Annotated in this window: 11 protein-coding genes, 1 tRNA gene and 4 pseudogenes; 10 read left to right on the forward strand and 6 right to left on the reverse strand. The window is 43.6% G+C overall.

Annotated elements, in window-relative coordinates:
- From C3Z13_RS05775 to tsaD, 3 genes are all read right to left on the reverse strand, one after another.
- Positions 1-267 (reverse strand): thymidine kinase (locus tag C3Z13_RS05775; RefSeq protein ID WP_483860526.1); only part of this gene is annotated, 267 nt, incomplete at its 3' end.
- 25 nt (positions 268-292) lie between these two features.
- Entirely contained in the window at positions 293-526 is a 234-nt protein-coding gene (locus C3Z13_RS05780; RefSeq protein ID WP_103855308.1) for a hypothetical protein, read from the reverse strand.
- A gap of 71 nt (positions 527-597) precedes the next feature.
- Positions 598-1629 (reverse strand): tRNA (adenosine(37)-N6)-threonylcarbamoyltransferase complex transferase subunit TsaD, encoded by a 1032-nt coding sequence (tsaD, locus tag C3Z13_RS05785; protein ID WP_103855309.1) that lies wholly within the window; start codon positions 1627-1629, stop codon positions 598-600.
- A 243-nt stretch (positions 1630-1872) separates the two neighbouring features.
- Between tsaD and rpsU the strand changes: the two genes are divergently transcribed.
- The 4 genes and pseudogenes from rpsU to C3Z13_RS05805 all read left to right on the forward strand — a co-directional run bounded on the left by rpsU (position 1873) and on the right by C3Z13_RS05805 (position 6156).
- Complete coding sequence (gene rpsU / locus C3Z13_RS05790) at positions 1873-2088, forward strand: 30S ribosomal protein S21 (protein WP_103853581.1); 216 nt, start codon at positions 1873-1875, stop codon at positions 2086-2088.
- A gap of 153 nt (positions 2089-2241) precedes the next feature.
- Positions 2242-4005 (forward strand): DNA primase, encoded by a 1764-nt coding sequence (gene dnaG, locus C3Z13_RS05795; protein WP_103855310.1) that lies wholly within the window; start codon positions 2242-2244, stop codon positions 4003-4005.
- A gap of 80 nt (positions 4006-4085) precedes the next feature.
- Positions 4086-5956 (forward strand): annotated as a pseudogene (gene rpoD, locus C3Z13_RS05800) (RNA polymerase sigma factor RpoD).
- A gap of 123 nt (positions 5957-6079) precedes the next feature.
- Positions 6080-6156: transfer RNA gene (locus C3Z13_RS05805), tRNA-Ile, on the forward strand.
- A 168-nt stretch (positions 6157-6324) separates the two neighbouring features.
- Here the strand turns inward: C3Z13_RS05805 and C3Z13_RS05810 are convergent.
- Positions 6325-7113, reverse strand: a complete 789-nt coding sequence (locus C3Z13_RS05810) for an outer membrane protein assembly factor BamD (RefSeq protein WP_103855311.1) — start codon at positions 7111-7113, stop codon at positions 6325-6327.
- A 96-nt stretch (positions 7114-7209) separates the two neighbouring features.
- Between C3Z13_RS05810 and rluD the strand changes: the two genes are divergently transcribed.
- Both rluD and pgeF read left to right on the forward strand, forming a co-directional pair.
- On the forward strand, positions 7210-8184 hold the full coding sequence (gene rluD / locus C3Z13_RS05815) for a 23S rRNA pseudouridine(1911/1915/1917) synthase RluD (RefSeq protein ID WP_103855312.1): 975 nt from the start codon (positions 7210-7212) through the stop codon (positions 8182-8184).
- 1 nt (position 8185) lies between these two features.
- A pseudogene (gene pgeF, locus C3Z13_RS05820) lies at positions 8186-8919 on the forward strand (peptidoglycan editing factor PgeF).
- A gap of 30 nt (positions 8920-8949) precedes the next feature.
- On the opposite strand, the pseudogene ygfZ reads toward pgeF, so the two are convergent.
- Together ygfZ and C3Z13_RS05830 are read right to left on the reverse strand one after the other, a co-directional pair.
- Positions 8950-9793, reverse strand: a pseudogene (gene ygfZ, locus C3Z13_RS05825) (CAF17-like 4Fe-4S cluster assembly/insertion protein YgfZ).
- A 14-nt stretch (positions 9794-9807) separates the two neighbouring features.
- Positions 9808-10671 carry a YicC/YloC family endoribonuclease gene (locus C3Z13_RS05830; protein WP_103855313.1) on the reverse strand — a complete coding sequence of 288 codons (864 nt, stop codon included), beginning with the start codon at positions 10669-10671 and terminating at the stop codon, positions 9808-9810.
- A 113-nt stretch (positions 10672-10784) separates the two neighbouring features.
- Here C3Z13_RS05830 and rph point away from each other — a divergent pair.
- The 4 genes and pseudogenes from rph (at position 10785) to dusC (ending at position 14148) form a co-directional block, all read left to right on the forward strand.
- A pseudogene (gene rph / locus C3Z13_RS05835) lies at positions 10785-11505 on the forward strand (ribonuclease PH).
- Positions 11506-11517: 12 nt separating this feature from the next.
- A complete protein-coding gene (pyrE, locus tag C3Z13_RS05840) occupies positions 11518-12159 on the forward strand; it encodes an orotate phosphoribosyltransferase (RefSeq protein ID WP_103855315.1) in 642 nt (213 codons plus the stop codon).
- A 90-nt stretch (positions 12160-12249) separates the two neighbouring features.
- Positions 12250-13113: a co-chaperone DjlA gene (gene djlA / locus C3Z13_RS05845; RefSeq protein WP_103853595.1), complete on the forward strand. Its 864-nt coding sequence runs from the start codon at positions 12250-12252 to the stop codon at positions 13111-13113.
- A gap of 96 nt (positions 13114-13209) precedes the next feature.
- Positions 13210-14148 carry a tRNA dihydrouridine(16) synthase DusC gene (dusC, locus tag C3Z13_RS05850; RefSeq protein ID WP_103855314.1) on the forward strand — a complete coding sequence of 313 codons (939 nt, stop codon included), beginning with the start codon at positions 13210-13212 and terminating at the stop codon, positions 14146-14148.
- Positions 14149-14317: the final 169 nt, after the last annotated feature.

A 14317-nucleotide genomic window follows, 5' to 3' on the forward strand; every position in this document is an offset into this window, starting at 1 on the left:
TGCTTCGTCCACCAAAATACAATGCAGGCTTTCTTGTTCAAGATGCAGGGCGATTTCGGCAAACAGATCCGTTTCCTTATGAAATAATTTCGCCTGCTGGCTAATGCCAATGCGTGAAGTCACTTTGCCCACGCCAAAGCGATCATCAATCGCCGCGGTGTAAACTAGCGTATTCATTTGCCGTTCGCGGTAGTTGTAATCTGATTGCAGCAGGGTGGTGGATTTCCCCGCGTTCATCGTAGAATAGTAAAAATAAAGTTTAGCCATAGTAATTAGCCATAATAAAGTGCGGTTATTTTGTTAGCCATTTCCAAATCAAGTAAAACACCAGCCCCGTTAGTGGTGGCAGGGTAGCGAGCATTAAAATGCCAATGGTTGTGCCTTGTCCCACCCATTGGCCTGCAAGGGTAAGGTAATCCATCACCTGTGCGGTAGGGAGTTTAATCAAAGCAAAGGCGATAAGAAGAAGCATAAGAACGCAGCCGATCCCAGCTGCGCGCATTGCGTTAGATTGTTGATTTTGCATAAATTATCCTTGTTTAATTTCACTCAGCTTGTTTAATTTCACTCAGCTTGTTTAATTTCGCTTAGCTTATTTTATTTTATTTCGCTCAGCTCAGTCATTGCCCAGCGTGGTTTTACTTCAATTTCTAAAGAGGAATGTTCACCGTGTTTAAGACGTAAAAAGCCAGTGTAGGCAATCATTGCACCGTTGTCGGTACAAAATTGCGGCTGCGGATAAAACACTTCGCCGCTTAGTTGTGTCATTAATTCGCTCAAGGCTTGGCGCAACTGTTGATTCGCACTCACACCACCTGCGATCACTAGGCGTTTAAAGCCCGTTTCTTGCAAGGCGCGGCGACATTTGATCACTAAGGTTTCTACCACCGCTTGTTGGAAAGCATAAGCAATATCCGCTTTGGTTTGTTCAGTGAGCGTGCCTTCTTCTTTAATCGCTTGATTGATGGTATTTGCAGCAAAGGTTTTTAAGCCTGAAAAACTGAAATCTAGCCCAGGGCGATCAGTCATTGGACGCGGAAAGGTAAAGCGATTTGGCGTGCCTTTTTCCGCTAAGCGTGCTAAGGCTGCACCACCAGGGTAGTCTAAACCGAGCAATTTTGCGGTTTTATCAAAAGCTTCACCTGCCGCATCATCAATGCTTTCGCCTAGCACCTCATATTGCCCTACGCTATCTACGCGCACAAGCTGAGTATGTCCACCTGAAACAAGCAAGGCGACAAAAGGAAAGTGCGGTGCATTTTCTTCTAACATTGGCGCGAGCAAATGCCCTTCCATATGATGAACGCCAATGGCTGGCACATTCCACGCATAGGCGAGGGAACGTGCAATGGTTGAACCCACCAATAACGCGCCCACTAATCCCGGCCCGCAAGTGTAGGCAATGCCGTCAATGTCTTGCGCTGATAAATTGGCTTCTTGCAATGCCGCTTGGATAAGGGGGGCAGTTTTCCGAATGTGATCGCGCGAAGCTAATTCTGGCACAACGCCACCATAATCGGCATGCAACGCAATTTGGGTGTAAAGTTGGTTGGCGATAAGCCCATCATTTTCATCATAAATCGCCACACCTGTTTCATCACAAGATGTTTCAATGCCTAAAATTCGCATTTTTTCTCTCTTTTTATATGGGAAAAACTTGGCTGATTTTACCCTGTTTATTGTATTTTCACCAGTTGGCGATCATTTTTCCGTTTAGGGAAAGGCAGAATTTCAACAAAAATTGGATCTTTTCTTTGCTTTTGCGGTTAATTTGAATTAAAATTGCCACCCTTATTAATTTGAATAAGCCGTTTATCGAAACGAAACGGTCTAAATTTTGCAAAATATTAATCCATATTGAGGTGATGGCTTATGCCGGTAATTAAAGTTCGTGAAAATGAATCATTTGACGTAGCATTACGTCGTTTCAAACGCGCTTGTGAAAAAGCGGGAATCTTAGCGGAAGTTCGTAGCCGTGAATTTTACGAAAAACCAACAACAATTCGTAAACGTGAAAACGCAACTCGTGCTAAACGCCACGCAAAACGCGTTGCTCGTGAAAATGCACGTAACGTACGTTTATACTAATAATTATTAAAAATTTTTTTTAATTAAACTCGAGTTAAGCAGGCCGTGAAACCTTTTGGAATCACGGTTTTGTGTTTTTAGCTGCGCCATTTCTTATTATCTTAGATCTATCTTGCTAAATTCTGTGTTGATTGAAAACGAGAGGAAATTATTGTGGCAGGCCATATTCCACGTTCATTTATTGATGATGTTCTTGCCAGAACTGACATTGTCGAATTGATTAATTCACGGGTTAAGCTGAAAAAAGCAGGGCGTGAATATCAGGCTTGTTGTCCTTTTCATCACGAGAAAACGCCTTCCTTTACCGTGAGTCCGAAAAAACAGTTTTACCATTGCTTTGGTTGCCACGCGCACGGTAATGCCATTAGTTTTTTAATGGAATATGAAAAACTGGAATTTATCGAAGCGGTGGAGGAGCTAGCGAATCATTTAGGCTTAGAAATTCCTTACGAAAAATCACCGCACTTTGATGGTAAGAATAAACCACAAGCCAATTATCGTACCAAGAAAGATCTTTACCAGCTAATGCAAGAGATCGCGGTGTTTTATCATCAGCAACTTCCACAAAATATTCCTGCGCAATCCTATGTGCAAAAACGCGGTTTATCCACCGAAGTGATTGAACGCTTTCAAATCGGTTTTTCGCCAAACCAATTTAGCGCCGTGTTAAATCAGTTTGGGCGTAATCAAGAAGATCGGCAAAAATTGTTTGATGTAGGAATGTTGTCGCGCAATGAAAAACAAGATGTTTACGATCGTTTTCGTAATCGTCTTATGTTTCCTATTCGTGATCGCCGTGGGCGAACCATTGCCTTTGGCGGACGAGTGTTGGGTGATGAAAAGCCGAAATATTTGAACTCGCCAGAAAGTATGACCTACCACAAAGGTAGTGAGCTTTATGGCTTGTTTGAAGCATTACAAGTGAATGACAGCCCTGAAATGTTGCTGGTGGTAGAGGGCTATATGGACGTGGTGGCATTGGCGCAATTTGGCGTGGATTATGCCGTGGCGTCATTAGGGACAGCCACTACAGCGGAGCAAATTCAGCTTGCATTTCGTTCCACCGAACAGCTTATTTGTTGTTACGATGCAGACCGTGCAGGGCGTGATGCTGCGTGGCGTGCGTTGGAAAATGCGCTGCCTTTTTTAGAAGACGGGCGGCAAATTAAGTTTATTTTTCTGCCCGATGGGGAAGATCCCGATACCTTTATTCGCCAATATGGCAAAGACGGCTTTGAGGACTATATTCGTCAGGCGCAACCATTGAGCGATTTTATGTTTTCTACCCTAAGTTCGCAGGTGGATTTTTCCAGTAAAGAAGGTAAGGGAAAACTTGCTGCCCTTGCTGTGCCATTGATTAGCCGAATTCCTGGCGAATTACTGCGTTTATCATTGCGTCAGCTTTTGGCGCAAAAATTGGGGATCTTTAATGAAGCGCAGATCGAGCATTTAATCCCGGCACAAAAAGAAAATCATTCATCATCGCCGAAACAAAATGCGGTGAAACGCACGCCAATGCGCGTGTTGATTGCATTACTGTTGCAAAATCCTGAATTGATCCAAATTGTGCCAGAAAATTTAAGTGTTCTATCGGTACTCAATGAAGCAGGGCTAGATTTGTTTGAAAAAATCACCGCACTTTGCCGTGAGCGTGTGGGGATTACCGCCGCACAAATTTTAGAACATTACCGTGATACGGAATATTTTCGCCCCCTTGAAATTCTTGCCGTGTGGGATCATTTAGTCGATGAGGATAAAATCGAAGAAACATTTCGTGAAACCCTACGTTATTTTTATTTGCAGTTGATGGATAAAAATATCGAAATGCTTATCGCAAAAGAGCGCACAGAAGGCTTAAATGAGCAAGAACGGCAGGCGCTCGCACAATTATTATTGAAAAAACAGCAAAATAAATAGTTAATCCAACATAAGGGTGATAAAATTAAAGCCATTTTATCTCCCACAATTACACATCGAGGCGGATATATAATATGGATATGGAGCAAAATCCACAATCTCAATTAAAACTGTTAATCGCACAAGGGAAAGAGCAAGGTTATCTTACTTATGCTGAAGTGAATGACCATTTGCCAGAAGAACTTGTCGATGCAGATCAAATTGAAGACATCATTCAAATGATCAATGATATGGGCATTCAAGTGTTAGAAACTGCACCTGATGCCGATGATTTGATGTTAAATGAAAATATCACTGATGAAGATGCGGTAGAAGAAGCCACTCAAGTGTTATCTAGCGTGGAAGCAGAGTTAGGGCGAACCACCGATCCCGTGCGTATGTATATGCGTGAAATGGGGAGCGTGGAGCTTTTAACCCGAGAAGGGGAAATTGATATCGCCAAACGCATTGAAGAAGGGATCAATGAAGTACAAACTGCTGTGGCTGCTTATCCAGAAGCCTTGAATGATCTCTTGCGTCAATATGCGTTAGTGGAAGAAGGCGGAATGCGTTTAGCGGATCTCATCACAGGTTTTGTTGATCCCAATGCAGGCGTTGAAGAAGCTGCATCAGATGAACACGAAATGCTTTCTGATGAAGATGATGAAGAAAGCGTTTCAACAGGTTCAATGGAAGATGATGAAAACGAAGATGAAGAAAGCGATGAGAGTAATTCCTCCGATGACAGTGATTCTGATAACAGCATTGATCCTGAAGTGGCGCGTGAAAAATTTGCAGCCCTAAAAGCGCAACACAAGAAAACCCTAGATACTATCGAAAAACACGGCCGTCATAAAAACAAGCAAGAGATCAAATTCAAATTTTGGCAGAGATCTTCACACAATTCCGTCTAGTGCCAAAACAATTTGATATGTTGGTGTTATCTATGCGCGATATGATGAAACGCGTACGCCAGCAGGAACGCCATATCCAAAAAATGGCAGTAGATAACGCTAAAATGCCAAAAGGCACGTTCCAAAAAGAATTTATTGGACACGAAACCAAAGATGCGTGGCTAGAAAAAGCCTTAAATGCAGGAAAAAATTGGTCTGAAAAATTAGCTCAGTATGAAGAACCTATTCGTCAGGCTATTACTCAGTTAGGGCAGATCGAACAAGATACCGGTTTAACCATTAGCCAAATTCGTGATATTTGCGATGCGGTTTCACAAGGTGAATTAAAAGCACGCCGTGCGAAAAAAGAAATGGTTGAAGCGAACTTGCGTTTAGTGATTTCTATTGCGAAAAAATATACCAACCGTGGTTTACAATTCTTGGATCTTATTCAAGAAGGTAACATTGGCTTGATGAAAGCGGTGGATAAATTTGAATATCGCCGTGGTTATAAATTCTCAACTTATGCGACTTGGTGGATTCGTCAAGCAATTACGCGTTCGATCGCGGATCAAGCGAGAACCATTCGTATCCCAGTTCATATGATTGAAACCATCAACAAATTGAACCGCATTTCGCGTCAAATGTTGCAAGAAATGGGGCGTGAGGCTTCACCGGAAGAATTAGCAGAAAGAATGGGAATGCCGGAAGATAAAATCCGCAAAGTGCTAAAAATTGCCAAAGAGCCAATTTCAATGGAAACCCCTATCGGTGATGATGACGATTCCCACTTAGGTGATTTCATTGAAGATAGCACGTTAGAATTACCATTGGATTCTGCAACGGCACAGAGCTTGAAAGCTGCAACACACGAAGTGCTAGAGGGCTTGACGCCAAGAGAAGCTAAAGTGTTAAGAATGCGTTTTGGTATTGATATGAACACGGATCACACGCTTGAAGAAGTGGGTAAACAATTTGATGTAACCCGCGAACGTATCCGCCAAATTGAAGCTAAAGCGCTACGCAAATTACGCCATCCAAGCCGTTCAGAAACCTTGCGTAGTTTCTTAGATGAGTAAGCATAATTTATCTTAAATAAAAGCCTGATTTATTATCAGGCTTTTTTGTTCAAATTTAAGCCGCATAATTGGTGAATGATAGACTTTGCTAGGATATTTCACTATAATCAGCACACTCTTACCGCCCCCATAGCTCAGTCGGTTAGAGCAGTCGACTCATAATCGATTGGTCACAGGTTCAAGTCCTGTTGGGGGCACCATCATTTATCTTTCCCCTAAATTCCCAATAAATTATTCATTACATAGCTGCACAAAGAAATTAAAGTGCGGTCAAATTTTGATGAATTTTCTTAAAAAACAACCGCACTTAAAAAATTAGGCAATAAAAACCTCTATGTGTTATATAGAGGCTTTCTCATCATTATTTGCTAAGATTTTGGTTTATTTAATTCAAAGTCTTTCGGTTTTTCAACATCGCTGAATTTTTTATCTTTATTCGCCTGAATCAAGGTTTCCGTTTGTTTTGCCAATTCAGGAAGATTCATTTTTTCATAAGCTTCTTTCATTAATGGCAAGGCTTCAAGAGTGGCTTGGGTGTCAGGATATTGCTGTAACATTCCTACTACTCGGTTGGCAACGGCAACATAAGCATTGCGTTTCATATAGAATTTGGCAATGGCAAGTTCGTGGCGAGCCAAGGCGGCTTTAATATAAGCCATTCTTGCTAAGGCATCTTGCGCATAAGTGCTATTAGGGAAATTATCTACAAGGGTTTGGAAGTTTGCAAACGCCGCTTTCATTGCTGTGTTTTCACGGGTTGCGCGATCAACACCAAAGAAATCTTGGAAGAAGTTTTCACCTGAGGCAAAATTGGTTAGCCCTGCCATATAGATCACATAATCTACATTTGGACTATTCGGATATTGCTGTAAAAAACGCTCTGCGGCTACTAAGGTTTTGGTGTAATCTTGCGATTTATAATAAGCATAAATTAAATCTAACTGCGTTTGCTCACTGTAATTTGCGGCAGGAAAACGGTTTTTTACCGCTTCTAAATAGCGCACCGCTTGGGAATAATCACCGTCTTGTAAATAGGTTTGCCCTTTGGCATAAAGTTCTTGTTCAGAGCCTTGCTCTACCTCTTTTGATGAATTAGAACAAGCACTCACGGCAAGTGCAGCTAATGCAACGAATGTAAAAGATTTTAATTTACGCATTGATGATTCCTTTTTTACGAGCAATGATAAATAAGTTACAATGATCCGTATTTTATAGCACATTGCTAAATAAGCAAATTATTCACGGATTTATTTATGGCATATCTTACTTTATCGGCAGAAGTTCTGCCAAGCCAAATGGGACAACGTTTAGACCAAAGCTTAGCGGAAATGTTCCCAGACTATTCTCGTTCACGTTTAAAAACTTGGATCGAAAGCGATCTGGTGAAAGTAAACGGTGAAGTGGTGAATGTGCCACGCAGTAAAGTTTATGGCGGTGAACAGATTACCATCAATGTTGAAGTGGAAGATGAAACCCGTTTTGAGCCAGAAAATATTCCGCTCAATATTGTGTATGAAGATGATGATATTTTAGTCATCAATAAGCCAAAAGATATGGTGGTTCACCCTGGGGCAGGCAACCCGAATGGCACGGTACTCAATGCCTTGCTTTATCATTATCCGCCGATTGCAGAAGTGCCGAGAGCGGGCATTGTTCACCGCTTAGACAAAGACACCACAGGCTTAATGGTGGTGGCAAAGACCATTCCTGCACAAACTAAATTAGTGCGTGATCTGCAAAAACGCAAAATCACCCGTGAATATGAAGCCATTGCTTACGGCATTATGACCCAAGGCGGCACAGTGGACGAACCAATGGCGCGCCACCCAACCAAACGTACTCATATGGCGGTTCACCCAATGGGTAAGCCTGCGGTAACGCATTATCGCATTATGGAACGTTTCCGTAATTACACGCGCCTGCGCCTACGCCTTGAAACTGGGCGAACTCACCAAATTCGCGTGCATATGGCGCATATCGCTCACCCATTATTAGGCGATCAAACTTACGGCGGACGCCCACGTCCACCGAAAAATGCCAGTGAGGAATTACTCACCACTTTGCGAGATTTTAAACGTCAAGCGTTGCACGCCATAATGTTACGCTTGGAACACCCAATCACAGGGGAATTAATGGAATGGTATGCGCCATTACCAGAGGATTTCGTTGGCTTAGTGAATGCCTTAAAAGCCGATTATCTTGCTCATAAAGATGAATTGGATTACTAAAATGGACGCACTCAAACCAAACTGGGCAGCCCCAGCCAATATCCACGCTTTCACCACCTTACGTCAAGGTGGGGTTAGCCAAGCGCCTTATGATAGTTTTAATCTGGGCGATCACGTTGGCGATGATAAAAATTCAGTAAAAACCAACCGCACTTTATTGGTGGAACAATTTCATTTGCCGCAGTTTCCGCTTTTCTTAAATCAAACGCATAGCACAAGGGTGATCCGCTTGCCTTATGAGGGCAACAATTTAGACGCCGATGCGGTTTACACCAACCAACCGAACCAAGTTTGCCTTGTAATGACCGCAGATTGCCTGCCTGTCTTGTTTACCAATCAAAAAGGCACGGAAGTCGCCGCCGCACACGCAGGCTGGCGTGGCTTATGTGATGGCGTGTTAGAACAAACGGTACAACAATTCCATGCCGAACCACAAGAGATTATTGCGTGGCTCGGGCCGGCTATCGGGCCAAAATCTTTCCAAGTGGGGGAAGATGTTCGCCAACAATTTATCACGCAAGATCCCAATGCTGCACAAGCCTTTGTGCCAGATCCTATCGAGCAAGGCAAATACCTTGCGGATCTTTACCACATCGCCCGATTGCGCCTTAACAAATTAGGCATTTCGCAAATTAGCGGTGGCGAGCATTGCACCTATTTAGAACGGGAAAACTTCTTTCTTTTAGACGAGAGAAACAAACGGGAAGAATGGCATCGTTGATTTGGTTTGAATAGCAAAATTGGGCATTACGCCCAATTTTCATTTTATGATAAGTTGTAAGGCAATTCAATGAGGTTTAATGCTGTTTCAGTGCCAGACAGACGAAATGCCGTGCCTGCCTCAAACTGATTATTCATCACCACTTGCAGCCATAAAATGCCGTCAAAATGGCACCGCACTTAGGATAAAACCTGTTTTTCGCCAGCCATTTTCCAGCTGCATTTCAATTTCTGAACCCAGCGAAACAGGCGTGTTGGTTTGTGCGTTAAACAGGAACATCGCGCGTTTGTTTATGCCACGATATTTCGCACGCGCCACGGTTTCTTGCCCGATATAACAGCCTTTTTGGAACGAAATAGCTTGTTCGATACATTGTAAATTCAAGGCTTGTGGGATAAATTCGTTTTGGCTTTCTGGTGATAAAATCGGGTAGCCCGCTTGCATTATGGCTTGCTCCCATTGTGCAATTTTACCAGTGAAATCAATCTGTTGTGCGGTTTTATTTAATAACATCGCGCACGCAGATTGTCCTATTTCAAGGCAAAAATCCGCCGAAATTGCACCGCACTTTTGTTTATCCAATAGTCCGATCACTTGCCAATCTTGCTCTGCAAAGGCAACTTTGGAAAAGACCGCATATTTTTTCAGATTATCCAGCGCAGAGGGCAATAAGGCGTGGCGGATAATCAAGTAAAACTGCTCGGCATTTTCACGCAACAGACGAAATACGCTGCTCATTTTGCCTTTTGGATCACAATGAGCGGTGAGGGTGGATTGCCCATCTGCCAGCCTATTCACATCACAAGTGAGCTGACCTTGCAGAAATTTTTCTGCGTCCACGCCTTGTACAGAAATAACACGATATTGTGAGAGATTGATGATTGCCATAAAGATTCCAAAAATTATTCCAAATTCTGAATTTGTTCACGCATTTGTTCGATAAGCACCTTTAATTCCACCGCAGAATTAGTGATTTCCGCGCTAATGGATTTTGACGCCAGCGTGTTACTTTCGCGGTTGAGTTCTTGCATCATAAAATCAAGTTTACGCCCTACCGCGCCGCCTTTTTGCAAAATGCGTTGGGTTTCTTTAACGTGCAGCTGTAAACGATCTAATTCTTCCGCCACATCAATACGTTGCGCTAATAGCACCATTTCTTGCTCGAGTCGTTGCTGATCCGCTTGTAATTGCAATTCGTCAAAACGTTGCTGTAAACGCTCCCGTTGCCATTGCAAAATCTCTGGCATTTTTGACCGCACTTTATCGCTTTCACTGGCGATGGCGGTTAAACGCTGTTGGATCAAGTCGTTTAATTTTTCTCCTTCACGCCCACGCATTGCGATAAATTCATCGAGCGCCGCTTCAAAGCCAGCTAACAATTCTTGACTAATGCGATCTAAATCCTGCTCTGGGGTTTCCACCACGCCGGGGTAGCGCAGAACATCGGTAAGATTGATTTCCCCTTCGCCAGCTTGTTGTTTGATCCATTGTAAGGATTGGATTACCTGCTGTGCCAAGGCTTGGTTTAAATTAAGGCTGGCTGTGGCTTGCTGTTTGCCTTCAAAACGCAGATTACATTCCACCTTACCGCGAGTTAAACGCTGGCGTAATTTTTCTCGCAAGGTGTTTTCCAAACCGCGAAATGGCTCGGGCAAGCGGAAGACGGTTTCCAAATAACGTTGATTAACGGAACGAATCTCCCAAACTGCATTGCCCCAATCTTGTTTGATTTCATAACGGGCAAAGGCCGTCATACTATAAATCATAATAAATCCTTAATTTGCGCTAAAAATTGCCGCCTATTCTACCGTTAAATTTCTCATCTGTCAGTTTGCGTGTTAGAATGAGCGCCATTTTATGAATGAGTAAGGAATTTCCAATGCGTCCGAATGATCGCCCATTAAATCAACCCCGCCCAATTAAAATCACCCGCCATTTCACCAAATATGCCGAAGGTTCGGTGCTGGTGGAATTTGGCGAAACCAAAGTGCTTTGCACCGCCAGCGTTGATGAAAGTGTGCCACGTTTCTTAAAAGGGCAAAATCAAGGTTGGGTAACGGCAGAATATGGAATGTTGCCACGTTCCACCCATAGCCGTATGCAACGCGAAGCGGCGAAAGGCAAGCAAGGTGGACGCACAATGGAAATTCAACGTTTAATCGCTCGCTCTTTACGTGCAATGGTGGATCTCACCGCCCTTGGTGAGCGTTCTATCACCTTGGATTGTGATGTGATCCAAGCCGATGGCGGCACGCGTACGGCTTCTATTACTGGGGCTTGCGTTGCCTTAATTGATGCCATCAACGGCTTAATGCCAAAAAGGCGTGCTAAAAACCAATCCAATCAAAGGCTTAGTAGCAGCCATTTCGGTGGGCATTGTAGAGGGCGAAGCCGTGTGCGATTTGGAATATGTGGAAGATAGCAATGCCGAAACCGATATGAACGTGGTGATGACCGATGACGGGCGAATGATTGAAGTGCAAGGCACAGCAGAGGGTGAGCCATTCTCCCATGAAGAATTATTAACCCTGTTAGATCTTGCAAAACAAGGCTGTGAAGTGATCTTCAACGCGCAGCGTGAAGCCTTAGGGCAAGCATAATTGGGGGCACAAATGCAAGGCTACAAAATTGACTTTATCAAATTCGCGCTCAGCCGTGATGTGCTGAAATTTGGCGAATTCACCTTGAAATCTGGGCGCATTAGCCCTTATTTCTTTAATGCAGGTCTGTTTAACACGGGCGCGGATTTAGCACGTTTAGGCGAATTTTATGCCGCCGCCATTCAAGCAAGCGGCTTAGATTATGACGTGATTTTTGGCCCTGCTTACAAAGGCATTCCCATTGGCACCACGGTGTCGGTGGCGCTGTTTAAGCAATATGGCATTGATAAACCAGTGTGTTTTAACCGTAAAGAAGCCAAAGATCACGGCGAAGGCGGCAATTTAATTGGCAGCCCATTGCAAGGCAAGGTGCTATTGGTGGACGATGTAATCACCGCTGGCACGGCAATTCGCGAAGCAATGGATTTAATCGCACAAAATCAAGCGACATTAAGTGCAGTGGTGATTGCGTTAAATCGTAAAGAACGCGGCAAAGGCACGCTTTCTGCCATTCAAGAAGTGGAACGCGATTATCAATGCAACGTGCTTTCGATTATTGATTTTGACGATTTAATGCAATTTATTGAGCAAGAGGCGGAGTATCAACAATATCTGCCTGCGATGCGTGCTTATCGTGAGCAGTATGGCATCTAAAATACAGCGTATAAAAATCGCGAAAAACGCACCGCACTTTATTTTATGTATAACTCAAGATTTTATGCATAACTCAAGTTGGAGAACAGAATGAGTTTTATTGGAAAGTTATTAGGTTTTTTCATTGGCTACCGTTTTGGCGGCTTTTTTGGTGGGCTAGTTGGCGCTTATTTAGGGCATTTAGCCGACAAAAAATTATATGAACTAGGCAGCGTCAATTCGAGCTTTTTCAAACGCAAAGAAACCCGCCAATCCTTGTTTATGCAAACCACCTTTGCGGTGTTGGGGCATTTGTCTAAATCGAAAGGGCGGGTAACGCAAGATGACATCGCGCTTGCCAATAATCTAATGAACCAAATGAATTTGGACGACAAAGGGCGTAAATTGGCGCAAGAAGCCTTTAATCGTGGTAAAGATCCGAATTTCCCGCTACGCCAAGTGATCCGCGAATTTTGCCAAGCCTGCGGTCAGCGTAGTGATCTATTAAGAATGTTCTTGCGTGTTCAGCTACAAGCCGCTTTTGCCGATGATCACCTGCACGAAAATGAAAAAGAAGTGCTACAGGTAGTAGCGGAAGAATTGGGCTTATCTAGCTTCCAGTTCCAACAAATTTTAATGGCAGAAATCGCCGCTCGCCAATTTAGCCGTGGTGGGTTTTATTATGAATATAACGGCTCACAACAGGGCGATTATCAACAAGGCGGCTATCAAGGTGGTGGTTATCAAGCACACAGCGGCCCAACCTTGCAAGATGCTTACAACGTGCTTGGCGTGAGCGAAAATGACGACCGCGCCACAGTAAAACGCGCTTACCGCCGTTTAATGAACGAAAACCACCCCGATAAACTCGTCGCCAAAGGCTTACCAGAAGAAATGCTCGAAATGGCGAAAGAAAAAACCCAACAAATTCAAGCCGCTTACGATTTGATTTGTAAAGCGAAAGGGTGGAAGTAAACCTTCTTTATTGCTGAATTTTTTACCGTTTCTCTCAAATAGTGCGGTGAAAAATTCAGCTTTTTTATTTTTATCAAAAGAGTAATAGTAAATAAAATGCGTGTTTTCCTCGCGCCAATGCAGGGGGTGCTTGATCCCCTTGTGCGGCAGCTTTTGACTGAAATTAACGATTATGATCTGTGTGTATCGGAGTTTGTGCGTGTGGTGGATCAGCGTTTGCCAGTCAAAACCTTTTACCGTTTATGTCCAGAACTGCAGCGCGGTGGGCGAACGCCCGCGGGAACACCCATACGCGTACAACTTTTAGGGCAACACCCACAGTGGCTGGCGGAAAATGCGGTGTTGGCGGTGGAATTGGGATCGCACGGCATTGATTTTAACTGTGGTTGTCCGTCTAAAACGGTGAATGGTAGCCACGGTGGTGCGGCATTATTAAAGCAGCCCGAATTGATTTACCAAGCCACCAAAGCTTTACGCGAAGCCCTACCGAAAGGGCAAGTAGTAAGCGTGAAAGTGCGTTTGGGCTGGGATAGTGATAATCACGCCTTTGAAATTGCTGATGCGGTGCAACAAGGTGGCGGTACGGAAATCACCATTCACGGACGCACCAAAATCGATGGCTATCGTGCAGAAAAGATCAACTGGCAGAAAATTGGTGAAATTCGTCAACGCTTAACCATTCCTGTCATCGCAAATGGTGAAATTTGGCATTGGCAAGACGCGCAAGACTGCCTTGCCATAACAGGCTGCCAAGATGTAATGATTGGACGTGGTGCATTAACCATTCCCAACTTAAGCCTTGTGGTGAAGTGTAATCAGGAAAAATTAGATTGGACGCAAGGGGTAATGCCTTTACTGCACCGCTATGCGCATATTGAAAACTTGCAAGATACCGGCTTTTACCACATCGCCCGCACCAAACAATGGCTACAATATCTGAAAAAATCTTACCCACAAGCCACCGCACTTTTTGAGCATATTAAAACCTGCCAAACGGCAGAGGATTTACGTCAAAGGTTAGCTCAAATGAGATAAGCCTTATTAATGGGCTGACTAGAAAAATCATCAAAAATCCCACCGCACTTTTGTTTATTAAGCTTTTAAACTCGGTGAGGGTGATAAGGGAAAAATCCTCCGTATGTGGAGGATTTTTATTATAGCTAGACAAAGTCTAGCTATAAAAACCATACGCTATGCGTATGGA

The organism is Avibacterium endocarditidis (assembly GCF_002921145.1).
Classification (GTDB): Bacteria; Pseudomonadota; Gammaproteobacteria; order Enterobacterales; family Pasteurellaceae; genus Avibacterium; species Avibacterium endocarditidis.

Bases quoted from the DNA above. Each gene is read 5' to 3' on its own strand.
- C3Z13_RS05830 (WP_103855313.1), bottom strand. From the start codon at position 10,671: ATGATTTATAGTATGACGGCCTTTGCCCGTTATGAAATCAAACAAGAT.
- rluD (WP_103855312.1), top strand. From the start codon at position 7,210: ATGGCATATCTTACTTTATCGGCAGAAGTTCTGCCAAGCCAAATGGGA.
- pyrE (WP_103855315.1), top strand. From the start codon at position 11,518: ATGCAAGGCTACAAAATTGACTTTATCAAATTCGCGCTCAGCCGTGAT.
- C3Z13_RS05780 (WP_103855308.1), bottom strand. From the start codon at position 526: ATGCAAAATCAACAATCTAACGCAATGCGCGCAGCTGGGATCGGCTGC.
- tsaD (WP_103855309.1), bottom strand. From the start codon at position 1,629: ATGCGAATTTTAGGCATTGAAACATCTTGTGATGAAACAGGTGTGGCG.
- djlA (WP_103853595.1), top strand. From the start codon at position 12,250: ATGAGTTTTATTGGAAAGTTATTAGGTTTTTTCATTGGCTACCGTTTT.
- rpsU (WP_103853581.1), top strand. From the start codon at position 1,873: ATGCCGGTAATTAAAGTTCGTGAAAATGAATCATTTGACGTAGCATTA.
- C3Z13_RS05810 (WP_103855311.1), bottom strand. From the start codon at position 7,113: ATGCGTAAATTAAAATCTTTTACATTCGTTGCATTAGCTGCACTTGCC.
- dusC (WP_103855314.1), top strand. From the start codon at position 13,210: ATGCGTGTTTTCCTCGCGCCAATGCAGGGGGTGCTTGATCCCCTTGTG.